The sequence below is a fragment of the Streptococcus oralis ATCC 35037 genome (assembly GCF_900637025.1).
Classification (GTDB): domain Bacteria; phylum Bacillota; class Bacilli; order Lactobacillales; family Streptococcaceae; genus Streptococcus; species Streptococcus oralis.
This window is the reverse complement of record NZ_LR134336.1, coordinates 696,341-715,752: the sequence shown is the minus strand read 5'-3', so window position 1 is coordinate 715,752 and position 19,412 is coordinate 696,341. Positions and strand designations below refer to the sequence as shown.

Annotated in this window: 20 protein-coding genes and 1 other annotated feature; of the genes, 1 reads left to right on the top strand and 19 read right to left on the bottom strand. The window is 41.7% G+C overall.

Annotated features, from left to right (window positions below):
* Positions 1–45: 45 nt before the first annotated feature.
* From EL140_RS03625 to EL140_RS03590, 8 genes are all read right to left on the bottom strand, one after another.
* On the bottom strand, positions 46–2,817 hold the full coding sequence (locus tag EL140_RS03625; protein ID WP_001028668.1) for a J domain-containing protein: 2,772 nt from the start codon (positions 2,815–2,817) through the stop codon (positions 46–48).
* A 13-nt stretch (positions 2,818–2,830) separates the two neighbouring features.
* Positions 2,831–4,495: a molecular chaperone HscC gene (locus tag EL140_RS03620; protein WP_000635029.1), complete on the bottom strand. Its 1,665-nt coding sequence runs from the start codon at positions 4,493–4,495 to the stop codon at positions 2,831–2,833.
* A 173-nt stretch (positions 4,496–4,668) separates the two neighbouring features.
* The gene (gene rplT / locus EL140_RS03615; protein WP_000124830.1) at positions 4,669–5,028 is read right to left on the bottom strand and encodes a 50S ribosomal protein L20; all 360 of its coding nucleotides are present in this window, start codon (positions 5,026–5,028) and stop codon (positions 4,669–4,671) included.
* Between the two features lie 51 nt (positions 5,029–5,079).
* Positions 5,080–5,280 (bottom strand): 50S ribosomal protein L35, encoded by a 201-nt coding sequence (gene rpmI / locus EL140_RS03610; protein ID WP_001125942.1) that lies wholly within the window; start codon positions 5,278–5,280, stop codon positions 5,080–5,082.
* 32 nt (positions 5,281–5,312) lie between these two features.
* Positions 5,313–5,843, bottom strand: a complete 531-nt coding sequence (infC, locus tag EL140_RS03605; RefSeq protein WP_000848184.1) for a translation initiation factor IF-3 — start codon at positions 5,841–5,843, stop codon at positions 5,313–5,315.
* Positions 5,844–5,858: 15 nt separating this feature from the next.
* Positions 5,859–5,990: a sequence feature (ribosomal protein L20 leader region), on the bottom strand.
* Positions 5,991–6,062: 72 nt separating this feature from the next.
* Positions 6,063–8,303, bottom strand: a complete 2,241-nt coding sequence (locus tag EL140_RS03600) for a DNA internalization-related competence protein ComEC/Rec2 (RefSeq protein ID WP_000083028.1) — start codon at positions 8,301–8,303, stop codon at positions 6,063–6,065.
* Complete coding sequence (locus EL140_RS03595) at positions 8,287–8,937, bottom strand: helix-hairpin-helix domain-containing protein (protein ID WP_000452010.1); 651 nt, start codon at positions 8,935–8,937, stop codon at positions 8,287–8,289. Before EL140_RS03595 ends, EL140_RS03600 begins: the two co-directional genes overlap by 17 nt.
* Before the next feature lie 66 nt (positions 8,938–9,003).
* Positions 9,004–9,573 (bottom strand): GNAT family N-acetyltransferase, encoded by a 570-nt coding sequence (locus tag EL140_RS03590; RefSeq protein ID WP_000443753.1) that lies wholly within the window; start codon positions 9,571–9,573, stop codon positions 9,004–9,006.
* Positions 9,574–9,749: 176 nt separating this feature from the next.
* On the opposite strand from EL140_RS03590, the gene ald reads away from it, so the two are divergent.
* Entirely contained in the window at positions 9,750–10,862 is a 1,113-nt protein-coding gene (gene ald, locus EL140_RS03580; protein ID WP_000904713.1) for an alanine dehydrogenase, read from the top strand.
* 50 nt (positions 10,863–10,912) lie between these two features.
* On the opposite strand, the gene EL140_RS03575 is transcribed toward ald, so the two are convergent.
* The 11 genes from EL140_RS03575 to tmk all read right to left on the bottom strand — a co-directional run bounded on the left by EL140_RS03575 (position 10,913) and on the right by tmk (position 19,338).
* Complete coding sequence (locus EL140_RS03575; protein ID WP_000658168.1) at positions 10,913–11,899, bottom strand: PhoH family protein; 987 nt, start codon at positions 11,897–11,899, stop codon at positions 10,913–10,915.
* 80 nt (positions 11,900–11,979) lie between these two features.
* Positions 11,980–12,195: a YozE family protein gene (locus EL140_RS03570; protein ID WP_001232091.1), complete on the bottom strand. Its 216-nt coding sequence runs from the start codon at positions 12,193–12,195 to the stop codon at positions 11,980–11,982.
* A complete protein-coding gene (locus tag EL140_RS03565; protein ID WP_000727655.1) occupies positions 12,192–12,797 on the bottom strand; it encodes a GrpB family protein in 606 nt (201 codons plus the stop codon). Before EL140_RS03565 ends, EL140_RS03570 begins: the two co-directional genes overlap by 4 nt.
* Before the next feature lie 11 nt (positions 12,798–12,808).
* Complete coding sequence (gene cvfB, locus EL140_RS03560; RefSeq protein ID WP_001095468.1) at positions 12,809–13,663, bottom strand: RNA-binding virulence regulatory protein CvfB; 855 nt, start codon at positions 13,661–13,663, stop codon at positions 12,809–12,811.
* Between the two features lie 59 nt (positions 13,664–13,722).
* Positions 13,723–14,280 carry a ribosome recycling factor gene (frr, locus tag EL140_RS03555; RefSeq protein WP_001262238.1) on the bottom strand — a complete coding sequence of 186 codons (558 nt, stop codon included), beginning with the start codon at positions 14,278–14,280 and terminating at the stop codon, positions 13,723–13,725.
* Between the two features lie 8 nt (positions 14,281–14,288).
* Positions 14,289–15,026, bottom strand: coding sequence for a UMP kinase (gene pyrH / locus EL140_RS03550; RefSeq protein ID WP_000002996.1), 738 nt, complete (start codon positions 15,024–15,026; stop codon positions 14,289–14,291).
* A gap of 83 nt (positions 15,027–15,109) precedes the next feature.
* Entirely contained in the window at positions 15,110–16,444 is a 1,335-nt protein-coding gene (gene trmFO / locus EL140_RS03545) for a methylenetetrahydrofolate--tRNA-(uracil(54)-C(5))-methyltransferase (FADH(2)-oxidizing) TrmFO (protein WP_000083717.1), read from the bottom strand.
* 133 nt (positions 16,445–16,577) lie between these two features.
* On the bottom strand, positions 16,578–17,456 hold the full coding sequence (rsmI, locus tag EL140_RS03540) for a 16S rRNA (cytidine(1402)-2'-O)-methyltransferase (RefSeq protein ID WP_001166866.1): 879 nt from the start codon (positions 17,454–17,456) through the stop codon (positions 16,578–16,580).
* Between the two features lie 2 nt (positions 17,457–17,458).
* On the bottom strand, positions 17,459–17,776 hold the full coding sequence (gene yabA, locus EL140_RS03535) for a DNA replication initiation control protein YabA (protein ID WP_000358229.1): 318 nt from the start codon (positions 17,774–17,776) through the stop codon (positions 17,459–17,461).
* 36 nt (positions 17,777–17,812) lie between these two features.
* Positions 17,813–18,703 (bottom strand): DNA polymerase III subunit delta', encoded by an 891-nt coding sequence (locus tag EL140_RS03530; RefSeq protein WP_000806725.1) that lies wholly within the window; start codon positions 18,701–18,703, stop codon positions 17,813–17,815.
* The gene (tmk, locus tag EL140_RS03525; RefSeq protein WP_000033385.1) at positions 18,700–19,338 is read right to left on the bottom strand and encodes a dTMP kinase; all 639 of its coding nucleotides are present in this window, start codon (positions 19,336–19,338) and stop codon (positions 18,700–18,702) included. Before tmk ends, EL140_RS03530 begins: the two co-directional genes overlap by 4 nt.
* Positions 19,339–19,412 lie beyond the last annotated feature (74 nt).

Genomic DNA, 19,412 nt, shown 5'->3' with positions numbered 1-19,412 from the left:
TTTACTAGGAACTTGAACTAGAGTCCTCTTCTCTACGATTTCATTCTATGCAGAACTTTTGCGGTTTTCCTTGCGTATATTACGAATAAGGAAAAGCATGATAAGGACAAAAAGTCCTTCGAGGAAGTAGAACGTAAATTCACTGTTCATGATTAGTAAGTCTTTGTGATGATAGTTATTACCGAAAACTGAATTTGGTGCAAATAGGATTCGGAACAGTCTTCTTAGGAAAATAAATATTTGCAATCCATAAATCATAAAGACCTTCTTCACACCAATCATGAAGCTTTGTTCCTTTGTAAAATAAGATAAGGCAATTCCATTTAACAAGAGAATAACCGTTATGGCCAGCGTTTCATTTCGTAGAATAGTTGGATCAAAGATATCTAAACGGCTGTGAATATATGGCAACGTTTGAAAGAGTAGGATTCCCAAGATTGCTGGTATGAAAATTTTCTTCAGAGATGGTGGAAATCCAGGACTAAATCTTGTAAAAGACAAGCAAATCATAAGGATTGCAAAAATATGGAAGTAAGCTATGGCAACTCCTGAAATAGTCTGGCTTTGATTTACCAAAGCAGAAAGAAAGCCAGCAGAAAGAAAGATACCGATAGGAATCAGCTTATCCAAAGAATAATCCCATTTCAACCCCTGACTCACTTGGAAACCATCGATGAAGCTGAAAAATGTAATAAACATAAGGGCACCGATGAGGCCAAACGGTAAGGATGGAATGACGAGGGTTAATAACAAGATTAATAGGAACCATGGATGGGGGCTGTAGTAGAATTTCCGTTTTTCCCCCCTAGCAGTCACTCCTTCCTCAATCGGTGTTTTCCTTAATTTTAGCATATAGACGTAAAAGAGAGAAAACATACCCGCATGAACCCATGAATTATAACCAGGTCGCTCTATAATACTGAGTATCAAACTTACAATCGTAAAGAGACCAGAGAAAATCTGAAGAAACTTATTATTAAATACCTGTCTTTTTTTCCAATCCAAATAAGAGAGCTTGGCCTTTGGATGACTAAGTTCATAGGCATAAACTGTCATCTCTTCTAGTTTCTGGTCTGTCTCCTCCGTCATCATTTGGGGAGCCGTTTTAGAAGTAGGAAAAGGAGCTAAAACATATCTCAGGAGATCGCCATCTGTAAATCGATGGTACTCCTTATAGATTTGTTGAAGTAAAATCGTTAGAATGCGTGGTCTTCCTTTAAAGTAGCTTCTCCACTTCTCCCAATCATTGATATCTTCATCGCTCTTGGTGAGCTTATCTATATAAAGATAACCTTCATTGTACCAGTAATCAAAATTTTCTTTTTTGTTAAGTGCATACTCCTCTACCACTGAAGGATAAGAATGGATACTCTTCCAGAAATGAAGTTTCTTCAGGTAAGGATTTGATTCCTCATCACTATAACGCTCCACAAATTGGAAAACAAGGGCTAACACTTTCGCATTGGTTAAAGGATAGACGTCCACCTTTTCTAACAAATCAAGTAGGAGCGTGTGATCTTTGACTGATTCAAAAAGGTATTGCCAATCACGTAACAGTTTATACTCGTCTTCATAGTGAGCATGGAGCAACTCATAGAAGGCTGCCTCAACTTCATCCGGATTATCTAGAGTGTAATGACTAAAGTCAACGTTTTCTCCCAGCTCCTCTTTTACTTCCTCTAAGTAATCAGCCAAGTCGTTCAAGAGTGGATAATCCTCTTCAAATATGACTTGTCGGTTTTTTTCCAGGATATAGGTTAAAACGGGCACACTCTTGATTATTTGACGATTCTGATTTACTTGATCTAAGACCATAAAGGCCAAATAAGGGTGCTTGAAAAACTCTATCCAGGAGCTCAATTGATTTGCTTTGTTAAAATCTTGGAGAATTTCTTGGCAAAGTTGATAAGAATAATAGAATTCTTCAGTGGCTTCATGTGCGCTTTCAAGCGAACTGCCTTCCTCTTCTGCTATAGCTCTTTTAACTTTCCAATACTTCAATTTATAGTAATAGCCCCAGTGTCGGAAGTCAGGTATATAATCTTCCAGCAAGGGAATGAGGATAGAGAATTGCTCTGGTTTATTAAAAATATAAACATCCATTTCCTCTAAAACGGATTGAACAATGTCCATATCATACTGATACTGATGAAAGAACTGACGCCATAGATGCTCTTGTTCCTCTTGGTTATAACCGTCATTTCCAACAATACTTTCAATCGCATTTCGAATCAGATAAGTTTCTTCATTATAACCACTAAAGTCAAGAGTAGACCTTGTTATTCCTTCTTGCCCACGGTTCTCTTCGTCACCAAACGTTTCAAAGTTGAGGGTATTCTTAGCTCTTTCTTCAGAATCTCCATTTAGCTGAACTTCCTCATCATAGTCACTAAAGTCAAGGGGGGACTTTTGCTCATTCTCTTCTGCTTTAAAGGTTTCAAAGTTAAAGGAATTGCTGGTTTTATCAGTCGATTGCTGATAATCACTGAAATCAAGACTAGATGTTTCAGACTCTTCGTTCTCAGTTTTCCTTTCTTCAGTCAAGTTTTCAAAGTTGAGACTAGACTTAGTCTTTTCATTCGCCTCTTCTTCAAGTTCAGTAGCCTCTTGAGAGTCACTCGCTTTTCTTAGGCTATTTTCTGGTCTTGTATTTCTAGACCTCGCATAAGTCAAGGCTTTTTGGTACGCTTCAACAATTTCTTGGTAAATTTCTGATTGGTCTTCTGGGTGATAGAGCCGAACCAGTTCAGCATAACGCCTTCTAATAAGCTTGACGTCAGTCGTTGGCTCTATCCCTAAAGTTTCCCATATATTCATAAGGTCTCCTCTTTTACAGTCCTCGCTCTAGGAAGTCTAGATAGTTTGAAAATGATTGATAAAGTTTTGGCAAATGATAAACAGATGCTTGACTGACCTCTTCTTCAAATCGTCTAGTTTCAGCCATTAGCTCATCTCTTCTTCTCCCCAAGAGCATACTGTACACACGATTCGCTTTTTCAATCAAGAAACGATAAACCTCTGTTTCTTGAGCATTGATCTTATAGCGAGTCAACTCTGCTTGCTTAGCCTTGATTTCCTTCTCTGTCAGAGTAACACTATCTTGGAGAATAACATGACTAAAGACTTCCTGTGTTGAATCAATTTTCACTTCGACATCCAAAATTCCATTTAAATCATAGGTAAACCGAACTGTGAAACTTTCATTTACTCGAGTATTCACAGGGACAGGAACTTCTAATTCTCCTAGGAACAGGTTTTGTGATGCCTTCATCATCTCACCTTGATAGACCTTTATCTTGACTTGGCTCTGTCCCAATTCAGCCGTATAGTACTGTTCAATGCGTGAAGCAGGTAGGGTAGAATTTCGCTCAATAATCGGCGAAAAACGGTCTCCAACTATCTCAATCCCCAGTGTAAAAGGACAAATATCAGACAGTAATAAATCTCGTATCTCACCCTGGCGTTCTTTGATACCTGCTAGAAGTGCACAACCTCTCGCAATCATCCGATCAGGATCATCCGAAACCTGCACCACTTGATTGATACAGTAGGATAAAAAGTCCTGAACCAAGCGGAGTTTCGAAGTCCCCCCAACAAGAACAAAGTTATCTGATGATACATAGCTATAGCGTGCGTCCATTAAGGCACGGTCCAAAACAGCCTTAACACGGGCTAGCAGAGGTTGACAAAGCTCATAAAAACGCTGGTAGCTCAAGTCTAGAGTGTATTCCTGATCTTGGTCCAGAACTGTCATCTTCACTTCTTCTTTACTATTGAGTTCTAGCTTAGTCTTTTCAGCCTGTACCAGAATTTTGCTATAAAATTCTCGGGAAATCGAATCCTTGGTTAATTGATTGGAGACTAAAAATTCCTCAGCAATAGCCGAAGTGAAGTCTTCTCCTCCCAAACGATTGTCCCCTGCGATCGACACGATTTCGACGATATTATCAAAAAGCTCCACAACTGAAATATCCAGAGTACCACCACCAAAATCGACCACAATAAAAGATTGATCTTCTTGGTTTACCACAGATCTTTTAGCAAGAGCCGCTGCGGAAGGTTCATTGATAATCCGATCAATCTGAACTCCAGCAAATTTCCCTGCTAGTTTGGTCGCATAACGTTGAGCATCATTGAAATAGGCTGGAACACTAACAATCACTTCCTCGACCTTTTCTCCAAGATAAGTCTCTGCATCGTCTACCAACTTTCGAATGATAAAAGAGCTTAATTCTTCAGCCTTATATGCTCGATTTCCTAGTGTCAATTCATGCTTGGTCCCCATAAAACGCTTGAACTGAGAAACCGTCTTATCTGGGTGGGTCACCAAGCGTTCCTTGGCAATTTTTCCAACTATAATCTCATCATTGTCATCTAAAGCCACAACAGAAGGAGTTAAATACTCACCAAAAGCATTGGGAATCAGCTTAACCTGGCCATCTTGGTATACCCCTACTAAAGAATTAGTCGTTCCTAAATCAATACCTACTATCATCTTCTTCTAACTCCAAATCTTTTAGATATTCCTATTATACAAGAAATATCCTATTTTCTTTGAAAAAATCTGTGATTTACTCTCTAAAATAGAAAATCGTTTAAGGAAAATAAAAAAGTTTCACCCTACTCTTGCGGTAAAAACCACGAGAGTAAGAATGAAACAGTTTGTCATTATTTACCAAGTTTTGCTTTAGCTGCATCTGCAAGAGCTGTGAAAGCTGCTGCATCGTTAACAGCCAAGTCAGCAAGCATTTTACGGTTAACTTCGATTTCAGCCAATTTCAAACCATGCATCAATTGTGAGTATGAAAGTCCGTTCAAACGAGCTGCCGCATTGATACGAGTGATCCACAATTTACGGAAGTCACGTTTTTTCTGACGACGGTCACGGTATGCATAGTAGTAAGAGTTCATTACTTGTTCTTTTGCAGTACGGAACAAGATGTGTTTAGCTCCATAGTAACCTTTTGCTAATTTAAGAATACGTTTACGACGTTTGCGTGATACAACGCCACCTTTAACACGTGCCATGTTTTATTTCCTCCAAATATTTCCTAGAATTGTTTACTTACTGTTAGGCTATTATTTCAAGCGAGTAAGCATTGCTTTGATACGTTTGAAATCTCCTGAATGCACCATAGATGCTTTACGAAGATGACGACGTTGTTTCTTAGTTTTTCCGTGGAAACGGTGAGAAGTGTAAGCACGGAAACGTTTAAGTCCACCAGAACCTGTACGTTTGAAACGTTTAGCTGATGCGCGGTGTGTTTTTTGTTTTGGCATGATTTTTTCTCCTTTATTTAACTTTCTGACAATTATTTTTTGTCAGTTGCTGGCGCCAACTGCATGAACATTTGGCGTCCATCCATCTTAGCTCGTTGTTCGATGATCGCAATATCTTGTGTTGCTTCAGCAAACTCGGCTAAAACTTTTGCACCAATCTCTTTATGGGTGATCATACGCCCTTTAAAGCGAATGGATACCTTAACTTTATTTCCTTTTTCAAGGAACTTGCGTGCATTGCGAAGTTTTGTGTCAAAGTCACCCTTGTCAATAGTTGGACTCAGACGAACTTCTTTCACAGTAACAACACTTTGTTTTTTACGTTGTTCTTTTTGCTTTTTCTGGTACTCAAATTTGAACTTACCGTAGTCCATAATTTTAGCAACAGGCGGTTTTGCTTGGGGTTGAATTAAAACTAAGTCAACATTCGCACTATCAGCCAATGCTTGCGCTTCGCTGAGTGGCTTGATGCCTAGCTGTTCTCCCTCAAGACCGATCAAGCGAACTTCACGTACACGAATTTCATCATTGATGAATAAGTCTTGCTTTGCTATGGTTTTCACCTCTTTTTTATTATTAGAGAAAAACAATAGCGGACTCGTAATGATACAAGCCCGCACGTTATGATAGCGTTTCTTAGAAACTTTTCATCCGTAGGGCCAGGCAACTTGATGTCACAAGGCGAGAAGCTCTCACTTCTGCTTTTCTCAACTTTTATATGATACCAAGTTTTCTATTCCTTGTCAAGATAAAAAGTCAATTTTTCGAAAAGTTTGTCTATTTTATCGAACCGTTTCAATTCGCCAACTATTCCACCCTGTAAAGCGGATAGCCCCTTGCTGGTCAGTTCTGTAAATCTTACTCTTGATACTTTCCATTCGTGTCAAGGATTCCTGATGGGGGAGTTTCGCACGATTGTTTTTTCCAACTGAGATGAGAGTAATTTCTGGTTTGATTTTTTCTAGGAAAGTTGGATTTGATGAGGTTTTAGCACCATGTTGGCTTGCTTTCAAGACATCCACCTCTAGGTCAGGATAATGCTTCAACAAGTCCTTCTCTCTTTTTTCCTCCAAATTTCCTGTGAAGAGAAAGTGCTTATCTAAGAGTTTTCCATAAAGAACCAAAGAATCATCACGATCCCCATCTCCAATCTGCCTTGGAGATAGGACTTCTAACTGACTTCCAAAAATCGAAAAATTATCCCCCTCTGTCACACTGCGCACCTTAGTTTGACTTGCTTCTAATTCTGCCACAAAATCCTTCTGTGTCAGACTTCCTTTTGATACTAAAATCTCTCCAACATGGAAAGCCTTGGTCACCTCCAGCAAATCGCCAACATGCTCCTTGTCTGTATTGGTCAAAATCAGCTGGTCAATCTTATCTACTCCTCGACTTTTAAGATAGGGAATCAAAGTTCTCTGGGCATTGCTGGTCGTCGCCTTTTCCTGCCAAGCTTGTATTTTCTTGTCAGATTCTGCTTTACCTCCTACATCTATGAGAATAGTTTTACCAGTTACATCCCGTAGGAAAATACTCTCCCCTTGCCCAACATCTAGCATGGTAATTTCATTTTCAAGTGGATGCTTGGTCAGGAAAAAGAGCCCCACAATAAAGAGAATGACTCCTGCTATTCTTTTAATATTTTTCCTAAAATCATAGACTAAAGCTAATGAAACTAAGAGAAGAATCAAAAACCACGCATTGGGTTGACCAAAGACCAGGGGCCTACTTGCCAGCTGCGATACCAAGCGAATGATACACTCCAACCACTCAAAGACAAAGTTAAACTGAGTGACTGGGTAAACAAAAGACAGAATGAATAAGATGGACAAAAGTGGCAAGAAGACCACATCAAACAGAAAGGAAAAAACAAAGGTCAAAAGGATAGACCAAGGCTGAAATTCTGCAAAATAAAAGGATAGAATGGGCAATATTCCCAAAGAAATGACCATACTTTCTCTGGCAACAGCCTTGAGCCCCTCCCCTTCTTTGCTTGTCATAGTCAAGATAAAAGCATAAGCGCAGGACAAGACCCCTCCAGCTGTCAAGAAAAAGTTGGGCATGATGATAAAGAGGACAAGGACCGTCAAGGCAAAATTATCCAAACCCTTAACACCATGTTGGGCCAGTAACTTTTGCAAGAGACTGCGAATGACAGATGCTGAAAATCCTGTCAGACCTGCATAGATAAGAGAAAAGGGATAAGTTAGCCACTTCAACTTTTCTTGGGTCAAGCCCAATCGCAAGAGGAGTTTCTTAAAGGCATCCATAAAGAAGCCCACTTGCATACCTGACAAGGCAAATAGATGGATAATTCCAAGACTGGAATAAAGCTCATTCATCTCCTCAAAATCCGTGTCCAAATGTCCTAAAAGAAGCCCTGTCATATAGTTGCGCATAGGGTCTGGAAAGTGCGCCTTGATCCAAACTACAGCCTTTCGACGTAAAGCCGACAAATTTTCACCTATATCCCAACTGCTAACCTGTTTAAGTGACTGGATGCTCTTGATAGTCAGTGTCTGGTAAATTCCCTGAGTCTTCAGATAGGCTCGGTAGTCAAATCCACCAAAATTTCTCTGCCCTTCAGGCTCAGAAAGTTTTCCTTCTAGCTCTATCTCGTGAAGGTCTGTTAAGGCCTGAAAGAGCTCTTTCTCTTCCTCGGACTGGAGTTTATAATAAACTTGGAAGGTGCGGCCCTCAGCCTTGCCCCGAAAGGACAGACTGTCTCCATTGACTTTGATGGTATCTGGTAAAATCCGTACCCTTTCAACAGAATCCACTAGGTTCTGACTAGCTTGTGTCTGTTGCCAGTTTTGAAACAAAAACCAAATTCCAAAAACTCCACAAATCGCTAGAACTTTACCAGCCGATTTCCAAGGAAATTGGAAAAAGAGGCAGACCAGCAAAAAAACAAAACCTAGCAGTGCGAGATAGGACGCTCCTAAAATGACAAAGTAAAGCCAGAGTAACAGAAAACTCAGATAGATTAAGGGGATAGGGAAATTCTTAATCCGCTGTGACATAATCTTTTAGCTTTTCTATGGTCTTAGCGCCAATACCAGAGACCTTCTTTAATTCATCAACCGACTTGAATTTGCCATTTGCCTCACGATGGTCGATAATATCCTGGGCTCGTTTTCCTCCCAAGCCTTTGACCTGCTTTAGTTCTTCCAGACTAGCTTTATTGAGGTTGACTTTCTTTTCTTTACTTGTCGAAGGAGTCGTTCCAGAGGCAGCCTGCTGACTAGCTGCTTCTTCTCCCTTAGTTGGAACATAGACAAGAGCCTCGTCACTGACTTTCTGTGCTAGATTGAGCGACTTGCTATCTGCCTCATCTGTCAAGCCACCTGCCTTCTGAACGGCATCATGAACACGACTCCCTACTGGCAAATCATAAATCCCTGGCGATTTAACAGCCCCCTTAACATCTACTGTGATTAGATCTTGTTCAGGAGATTCTTCCTTTTCTTCCTTCTTGATTTCCTTTTCAGATGATGAATCCTTTGAAACAGCTGCAACTTCAGCCTGCAAGTTTGTTTCTTTCACAGATGTTTGTGAAGTTGGCTTTAGTAGGAAAAATGCGCCCAAGGCCAAGCCTAAAACAGCACAGATGACAATGATTTTATACTCTTTGATTTTCTCGATAATTACTTCCATATTTTCTCCTCTCTTAGATTATTCGTAAGAGAAAGAAAAAAACAGGTGAAAAATCTTTTCACCTGCTTATTTATTTGCAAAATAGTCTTCCTTAGTCAAGACATAATGAACCCTTGTGATAATTCGACCTGGTTCTTTATTATCCATTCTGGCATAGGGTTCTTGGTGGGAAAAACGCATACCTGATTTCTCCATGACTCTTCCAGATGCGGGATTGTCTTTATCGTGAAGAGCGGTCAACTTGTTCATTCCAATCTTCTCAAAAGCGAGTTCAATCACGGTACGATTGGCTTCTGTCGTCACTCCTTGATTCCAATATTTTTTATTGATAATGTAACCAATGGCTGCCTTCTTAAGAACAGTATCGATCTTGTGCAAGTCAATGGTACCAATAAACTTGCCGTTATTTTTTAATTCGATTCCCCACCGTCCCAAGGGATTAGCCAAGTAGAACTGAGCGATGTTGTTCTTGGTTTCTTCTAAGCTTTGATTTGTTGGAAAAGTATAGCGTGTATTTTCTCTGTCTGAGGCATACTCAAACATAGCTTCTGCATCGTCCAAGGTTACAGGTCGGAGCAATAAACGCTCCGTTTCTATAGATGGATACTGGGCAAATTTCACAAATATTGATTCCATACTTTTCCCTCCATTAGAGCTCGATTCTCACTAGTCTAGCATAAAGAAATTTGGATGACAAGTTTTTCTTGATTTTTGAAGCGGTTTCATATACAATAAAACCATCACATTTTTGATTTATGAACTGAAATGTGACAACTAAAACAATCCCGTCAATTGAAAGGTAGGTTATCTCTATGTTAATCGGAATCCCAAAAGAAATTAAAAATAACGAAAACCGCGTTGCCCTCACTCCTGCTGGCGTCCATAGTTTAGTCAGCCGTGGACATCGTGTTCTCATCGAAACAAATGCTGGTCTCGGTTCAGGATTTACTGATGCAGACTATCAAAAGCAAGGAGCTGAGATTGTCACTACTGCTGCCGAAGCCTGGGCTGCCGAGTTGGTCGTGAAAGTAAAAGAACCACTAGCTTCTGAATATGGTTATCTGCGCGACGATCTTCTCCTCTTCACCTACTTGCACATGGCCGCTGCTCCAGAATTAGCAGATGCCATGCTAGCAGCAAAAACAACAGGAATTGCCTATGAAACTGTTCGTGACAATCAAAGACAACTACCGCTCCTCGTTCCTATGAGTGAGGTTGCAGGTCGTATGGCTGTTCAAATCGGAGCCCACTTCCTTACTAAGCAAGCTGGTGGCTCTGGTGTTCTACTTGGTGGTGTACCAGGTGTTCCAAAAGGAAAAGTAACCATCATCGGTGGTGGTGTCGTCGGTACACATGCTGCCCGCATCGCCCTTGGTCTTGGTGCTCAAGTGACTATTTTAGATATCAGTGCGAAGCGTCTCTCAGTTCTAGAAGAAGTCTTTGGAAACCAAATCCAAACTCTTATGTCTAATTCATTCAACATCGAAGCAAGTGTGAGAGATGCTGATGTGGTGATTGGTGCAGTTCTCATCCCTGGTGCCAAAGCACCAAAATTGGTGACAGAAGAGATGGTCAAACAAATGCGTCCAGGCTCTGTCATTGTTGACGTTGCCGTTGACCAAGGTGGCGTTATCGAGACAGCTGACCGTGTGACAACACACGATGAACCCGTCTATGAAAAACACGGTGTTCTCCACTATGCCGTTGCCAATATCCCTGGTGCGGTTGCCCGTACTTCAACCATCGCCCTAACCAATGTCACTCTTCCTTATATCGAAGCTCTTGCTGGCAAAGGATTCGCACAAGCAATTGCTGAAGATGAGGGCTTGCGTCAAGGTGTGACCACTTATCAAGGTTACTTAACTAGCCTCCCAGTTGCTCAAGGCCTCGATAAAGAGCACACGTCTATCGACGAACTTGTTTAAAGCTAGACACTCATTAAAAAAAAGCAGTTCACATCTGAACTGCTTTTTTGCTATTCTGTTTCTTGGTTCTTTTCTTCAACCTTAACTGGAGCCGGTTCATAAGCTCGGATAATCTGAGCGACAACTGGATGGCGAACCACATCCTTGGCTGAAAAATGAACAAAGTCGATTTGGTGAATGTTCTTGAGCTTTTCTTGGGCATCAATCAAACCGGACTTGACATTACGCGGCAAGTCAATCTGACTGATATCTCCATTGACAATCATCTTAGAATTAAAGCCTAAACGAGTCAAGAACATCTTCATCTGCATGATGGTCGTATTTTGTGCCTCATCTAAAATGACAAAGGCATCATCCAAGGTCCGACCACGCATATAGGCAAGGGGCGCGATTTCGATAATTTCACGCTCCATGAGACGGGTGGTCTGGTCTTTGCCGAGAATCTGATACAAGGCATCATAAACAGGTCGAAGATAAGGATCCACCTTCTCCTTGAGATCACCCGGAAGAAAACCTAGACTCTCACCTGCTTCCACTGCTGGACGAGTAAGGATAATTCGCTTGACCTGCCCACGTTTAAGGGCAGTTACTGCCAAAGTCACTGCAAGAAAGGTCTTCCCTGTCCCTGCTGGTCCGATTCCAAAGGTAACATCATGCTGTTTGACACTGTCCACATAAAGTTTTTGACCCAAGGTTTTGACACGGATCGGTTTCCCAGTATTGTCCTTGATGATTTCTTCTTCGTAAAGGGCGACAAACTTGTCGATTTCATCGTTTTTGACCATGCTAATCGCCGTCACCACATCTGGCGTGCCAACCGTCATTCCTCGATTCACCAAGACCATCAAAGCCTGGATAACCTGACGGGCTTCCTCACAGGCAGACTCTTCTCCGATAACCTGGACAATTTCCGTACGGGCATGAATCACCACATCGAGCTCTTCTTCCATCAAACGAAGATGGCGCTCATTGGAACCAAAAAGATGAAACAAGTCATCTGGATGACTCAGTTGAATGTCTATTGAATGTTCCTTCAAATAAAGAACCTCTCTAATCCGTTTATTTCTTTTTATTATAGCAAAGAGAACAATAAAATACTAGCCTCATCTCATTGTCTCTAGTGTTCTAAGTATTCTTGCCAGATGGCGTCAAAGTCACCAAGGTTAAAAGAGAAACTGGCATGTTCCTCCAAAAAGCGACTCACCTCATCAAAATCATCTGTGTGTTTTGGGAAGGCTGACTCTTCAAAAGCGAGGTCTGCCAAGATAGCTTTGGAACTGTTACTTTTAGGATTGCGCTCGGTCATGAGCCAAGTGTAAAATGATTTTCTCAATTCTTTCTCCTATCAAAACTTTTTTGATGAAACTTTTCTGATTCTTGAAAATTACTGGACTTAGCCTCTGAAACGTAGTGGTTTATAAAATCCGTTTTCGCATCAGTATAGGCGTCTCGATTGTGTTCAAATTGTTTCCATAAACTTAGTTTTAATTCCTGATACGCTTGGGCAATATCTGGATTCTGGCAGAGATAATCTCTAAAATAAATCTCGTCATGATCTCCCGTCATTCGCAAATGTAAATGAAAAACTTTCTCAGCAAATCCCTGCTCTGTATAGCCTTTATTTAGCGAAATCCTGTTAGGACTCTCCGACATCACTAGCCACCCATTCTTCACCAATAAATCCCTAACTCTTGCTAAATCCTCTATTCTACCTACTTCTAACAGAATATCAACGATATTCTTGGCCCAAATATTAGGGATAGCAGTGCTACCGATATGTTCTATTCTTTTAATAACATTTGCACCCAATATTTTTTTCAGATTTGCTTTTTCCGATTCATACCAGTCTTTCCACTCTGACTTGTGCTCTACTAGAAAAATAGGAAAAAGTTGCCAGAGTTCCTCTAAACTCATTTCTTCAAGTTTCTTTTTCATGTCTATAAGGCCTAAATCAACTCTGTACCAAACTGGTCTTGTTTAATTTTACCAGCCTTCATCAAACCACCGAGCGCTTTTTTAAATTGACCTTTAGAAATACCAAAGGTTGCTTTGATGTCCTCAGGGGATGACTTATCATTCAAGGTCATAAAACCGCCATTGCTTTCCAAGTAGGTCAAAATCATCTGGGCATCATTTTCTAGCATTTCAAAAGAACGCGGTTTAAGGGAGAGGTTCAGAGTGCGGTCAACCTCGCGGAAACCAATGACACGCGCATCTAAGACTTGCCCCAAACGTGGCTCTGCGTAGCGCTCACTTGGGTGAATAAAACCAAGCATGTTATTCTCTGGCAGATAGACAAAGGTTCCTGATAGCTTGAGACGGTAAACAATGGCTGGCCAGTTTTGGTTCTGCATGTTGTTGTAGGCAGGACGAGCCAGACGTTGGAAGTCTTCTTGATAAGCCAAGAGTCCCCAGATACGGTCTTTCTTGTCCACTTCAAGGCGGATGTAGAGTTTGTCGCCCTTCTTAGGCCATAGTTCCTTGAGCTCAGGGAGGATATCGAGTGACACAACGATTTCTTTATCAGGTAGACCTGTATCCACAAAGACACCCAAGTCCTTACGAACTTCTGTTACGGTTCCCCAACCAAATTGGTCCTGAGTGGCAGTCACTTCTAGAGTGGTCAAGCGGAGTTTTTGCTTCATATCCGAGTAGGCAAAACCTTTGACCGTATCCCCTACTGTGTGTCGACCTTCTTCCTTGGCAAGTGCATAGGTCTGACCATCCTTTTGCACAAAGTAAAAACGGTCATTTTCATCAATGATGAGTCCAACGATAAAACTTGCAAGATTTGTATTCATATTTCCTTCTTTCGAATAAAACTCAGCCAGCAATGCCAACTGAGTTTTTCTGTTTATTTTTAGACTTCCAAGAGTTCTTTTTCTTTATTGGCAGTCATATCGTCGATGTGTTTCACAGCATCGTCTGTTACTTTTTGAATATCTTTTTCAAGAGTCTTCAATTCGTCTTCAGTGATTTCTTTTGCTTTTTCTTGTTTCTTTGCTTCATCCATAGCATCACGACGGATATTGCGGACAGCCACTTTAGCATTCTCACCAACCTTCTTCACTTCTTTGGCAAGGTCACGACGAGTCTCTTCTGTAAGAGCAGGGATAACCAAGCGGATTACAGAACCGTCATTAGCTGGTGTGATACCTAGGTCAGAAGCGTTCAAGGCACGTTCGATGTCTTTCAAAGAAGACCTGTCAAATGGTGTTACCAACAAGACACGCGCTTCTGGAATGGTAATTGAAGCGATTTGGTTAAGAGGAGTTTCGACTCCGTAGTATTCTACGTGGATACGGTCTAGCAAGCTCGCGTTGGCACGACCGGCACGGATACCACCAAATTCACGTGCAAGTGATTGGTGAGACTGGGTCATTCTTTCTTTAGCTTTTTCTACAATTGCGTTAGCCATAATCTTTCCTATTCCTTTTCTTCGATATTATTTGAAACTGTTGTTCCGATATTTTCACCAAATACGACACGTTTGATGTTGCCTGGTTGGTTCATGTTGAAGACCACCAAATCAATGTCATTATCCATAGAGAGGGTTGAAGCTGTTGAGTCCATGATACGAAGACCTTTGTTGATAACATCACGGTGGGTCAATTCTTCAAACTTAACGGCTGTCTTGTCTTTCTTAGGATCGGCATTGTAAACACCATCGACACCATTTTTAGCCATCAGAATGGCATCTGCTTCGATTTCAGCTGCACGAAGGGCTGCTGTTGTATCGGTTGAGAAGTAAGGTGAACCAATACCAGCACCAAAGATAACAATACGACCTTTTTCAAGGTGGCGAAGAGCACGTCCACGTACATAAGGTTCTGCCACTTGTTGCATGGCAATGGCTGTTTGCACACGCGTATCGACACCAACTTGTTGCAATGAATCTGCCATCACAAGAGCATTCATCACGGTCCCAAGCATTCCAGTGTAATCGGCCTGAACACGGTCCATTCCTGCTTCTGCAGCAGGTTCTCCACGCCAGAGATTTCCTCCACCAATAACAAGGGCAATTTCGATACCTAAGCTATGAACTTCTTGAATCTCTTTTGCGATTGTTTGAACTGTTTGGATATCAATCCCTACGCCACGTTCACCGGCAAGGGCTTCACCTGATAACTTGATTAAAATACGTTTATACTTGGGGTTCGCCATTTTTACTCTCCTTTTTTTATCCTACCTATTTTATCACAATTTCTAAGATTTTTATAGTATCATGAGCAATTCTTTGAAAAAAATTAGACCGTTAAAAATTCCTCTAAGTCGGTAAGAGCACGCTCTGCAATTTTTTCATAACGAGCCTTCTTATCACGGATACGCTCGCCTTCCAACTCCTTGATAATGCCAAAGTTGACATTCATGGGTTGAAAATGTTTGCTATCAGCGTGAGTGATGTAATGAGCCAGACTTCCAATCGCTGTGGTCTCTGGGAAGATAGCTTCACTTTCACCCTTAAAGAGACGAGCTGCGTTAATACCTGCAACTAAGCCTGAAGCTGCTGACTCAACATAGCCTTCTACACCCGTCATTTGACCAGCAAAGAAAAGGTTTGGCTGTTTCTTAGAACGATAGGTCTGCTCAAGAAGATTTGGTGAATCCATGTAAGAATTGCGGTGCATGACCCCATAGCGAACAAACTCCGCATTTTCAAGCCCTGGAATCATTTGGAAGACACGCTTTTGTTCTCCCCATTTGAGGTGGGTCTGGAAACCGACGATATTGTAGAGACTACCAGCCGCATTATCCTGACGAAGCTGGACAACTGCATAAGGGGTTTTGAATTCGCCATCACGAGGTCCTGTGTAGTCGTCTGGATACTCCAAACCGACTGGCTTCATCGGACCATAAAGCATGGTTTTAATGCCACGCTTAGCCATGACTTCGATAGGCATACATCCTTCAAAGTACTTTTCTTTTTCAAACGAATTCAGCGGTGCTTCTTCTGCATTGACCAAGGCTTCATGGAAATCCATAAATTCTTGTTTGGTCATTGGAGCGTTGAGGTAGGCTGCTTCTCCCTTATCATAACGAGATTTGAGATAGACTTTGCTCATATCGATGGTGTTAACGTCGATAATCGGCGCCGCCGCGTCGTAGAAATAAAAACCGTCACCGCCATTAAGGGCATGAATCTTCTCAGCTAGGGCATCACTAGTCAAAGGACCAGTCGCTACAACTGTAATAACATCAGTCGGCAATTCTGTAATTTCATCACGAACCACTTCAATCAAGGGATGATTGGCCACTTTTTCTGTCACCATTTGGGAGAAACCATCGCGGTCCACCGCAAGGGCTCCACCAGCAGGAACACGTGTAGCTTCAGCAGATTCCAAGATAACAGAACCCAAGCGACGCATTTCTTCCTTGAGGAGCCCAACTGCATTGGTCAAAGCATCCCCACGTAAGGAATTGGAACAAACCAATTCAGCAAAATTGTCTGTTTTGTGTTGGGGTGTTGACTTGACACCACGCATTTCATAGAGTTTAACTGGAATACCACGTTCTGCAATTTGATAAGCAGCTTCAGAACCTGCCAAACCTGCTCCGATAACATTGATATAAGATTGAGACACGACACTAATACCTCTTTGGGTGGAACCTAAGTTCGTATCAAAACAAGCTACTAGACTGTTTGACACCCACAAATCTTTCTAATTTTTCTTCTACTAGTATAACAAAAAAAGGGAAGATGGCAAACTTCCCTGTTTAGTCATTTTCTTGATTTTCTTCCCATTCGTGGTAGGCAGCGTAGAGTTGGCTTTTATTCCACTGGTAGAGTTTCGCAACTTCCTTAATGGCTTGATTTTTCTTCATGCCTTGCTGGATACGAGATTGGATTTCTGAAAACAAGTCCTCCTCGTCCTTTTCCTCCACATCCTGACTTGCGCCTTTAACGATGAGAAGGCATTCACCCTTGAGTGGCGTTTCAGCAATACTTTCTAGTAGCTCTGAAATCTTTCCTCGTTGGTATTCTTCATAGATTTTGGTCAATTCCCTGACCAAGACTACCGAGCGGTCACCGTAGACTTCTAGCATATTTTCCAATGTATCTGATACACGGTGGGGCGATTCGTAGAAAATCTGAGTTTCTGGGTAATCTTTTTTTAAGTCGAAAAATTGCTTTTGCTGGCCTGATTTTCTCGGTAAGAAACCGTAAAAGATATGTGGTTGTGGAGCTAAACCACTGGCAATCAAAGCAGAAATCCCTGCAGAGGCACCCGGAACTGTCACTACTGCAATTTCTTCCTCAATAGCTGCCTTAACCAAATCATGACCAGGGTCCGAGATACTAGGCAGACCCGCATCGGATACCTGAGCGATACTTTGTCCTGCTTTCAAGAAACCAATCAAATCAGGAATTTTTTCCTTGGCATTGTGCTCGTGAAAACTAATCTGCTTGGTGGAAATGTCAAAATGCTTGAGCAAAAGTCCTGTATTGCGCGTGTCCTCAGCTGCAATCCAGTCCACTTCTTTCAAGGTCTGAATGGCACGAAAGGTCATGTCATCTAGATTGCCAATCGGTGTTGCCACTAGATAAAGTTTGCCATATGGAGATTGTCCCTTAAAACTTTTTTGAATCTGCATGCCTACTCCCTGTACAACAACTCGTCACAGAACATACATTCCTCGTCCTGCTCTCGGCGTTGTCCATAAAAATCATTACATACGTGAAAACCGTCTTTATAGATCCGACGGACGCTTTCACGAACATGCTTGGCCTTGACGGGAGTATCTGCTTCCACCTCGCCCAAGCGTTCGCGCAACTTACTATTTTCCAAGCGAAGAGCTGTATTTTCCTCTACCAGGCTCTTGAGATTTTTCTTGATGGCTTCCACATCGGCCAAGGTCACCAGTAACTGTTGGGAAAAATCGTCCAGCGCGTCAAATAATTCTTTTTTATCCATAAACCAGCCCTTTCCTTTCTTTATCCTTCATTGAGTTTATATTTCTTTCAAGACCAGATATTCCATGGCATTTTGAAAGCTGACATTAGCCTGCCACATTTTTCTAGCTTCTAGCAAATCTTGCAGAATCTGTCGAATCCTTTCTTGCAAGAGATCCTGTCCACAGAGCACTTCGAGGATTCGCAAGACCTGATCTTGTTTTTCCTTGTCATCTGCCAAGCTAGCTAATTTAGAAACTTGGAGATAACTTTCTTTTTTCTTGGCTAATAACCAGGTCAGCAGGCGCTCACTTTCATCCACCAAGGTCCAAAAACTTGCCTGATTGACCAACTTTTCAGCTTCAGCTCGTGATTGACAAAACTGGGCTAAGAAAGTCGCTTTTTTCTTAACAAGCCCCATTTGTTCTAGGAGCAAGATGAGCTTCTCTTCCTGCTTTTTAAAGTGAAAAATCTGTGTCCTACTACGGATAGTCGGCAACATCTTTTCCTCATCACTAGTTAAGAAGAAAATGTAAACTTCACTCTGGGGTTCTTCGATGACCTTGAGCAGAGAATTAGCTGCGTTGGGGTGCATTTTCTCCGCCTGCTCGATAATGAAAACCTGTTGCTGGCTTTCAATCCCTGCTTGAGAAAACTGACCCACCAATTCCCGAATCCGTTCTGTCTTGATGACCTGATTGACTGGCTTGATTAAAGTAACATCGGGAAATTCTTCCTGCTCAATCAGCTTGCAGTTTCGGCATTTCTCACATGGTAGAACGCCTACTTTATCCGTACAAAAGAGGCTCTTAGCCAAAAACTGTGCCATTTCCAAGCTTCCAAAGAAACCTGAAAAGAGATAGGCATGATTGAGCTGGTCTTGTTCTAAGATACGGACAAAGCGGTCAAACTGGTCTGGCTGCCAAGCCTTTAGTTGATCTTGTTTCATTTAGCCAAGCCCATTCTGTCAAACAAGACAGCCTTGGTCGTTTCCACAACTTGCTCCAAAGGAAGACTCGCATCAATCTTGACCATGCGATTTCCTTCTTTGTCCAGAAGAGAAAGGTAGCCTTGACGGACTTTCTTGTGCAAGTCCAAGCCTTCCAAGTCCAAACGATTGACCTCGCGATCACTATTGGCAGCAATGCGAGCCAGCCCTTCTTCGACCTCGATGTCAAAATAGAGTGTCAAATCAGGTTTGAGGCCATCTGTCGCAAACTGATTGAGCCAATCAATGGCATCAATATCCAAGCCACGGCCAAATCCCTGATAAGCAACAGAACTATCAATGAAGCGGTCCATAATGACCAACTTGCCAGCTTCAAGTGCTGGGAGAACTTTTTCCACCAAGTGCTGTCTGCGACTGGCGATATAGAGAAGAAGCTCTGTTTTAGGATCCATCTGCGTATGACTTGGATCTAAAATCACTTCCCGAATCTTCTCTCCAATCGAGACTCCACCTGGCTCACGGGTCGTCAGTACCTCTACTCCTTTTTCCTCTAAAATTGGGAGTAGAGCCTCTAAAACACTGGTCTTTCCTGCTCCCTCTGGTCCCTCAAGAGAGACTAAAAATCCTTTTGACATGTCTAACTCATTTCTTTTTTTCTACCTTCTATTCTATCAAAAAAATAGGTTTTTGTGACAATCTTTTTGTGTCT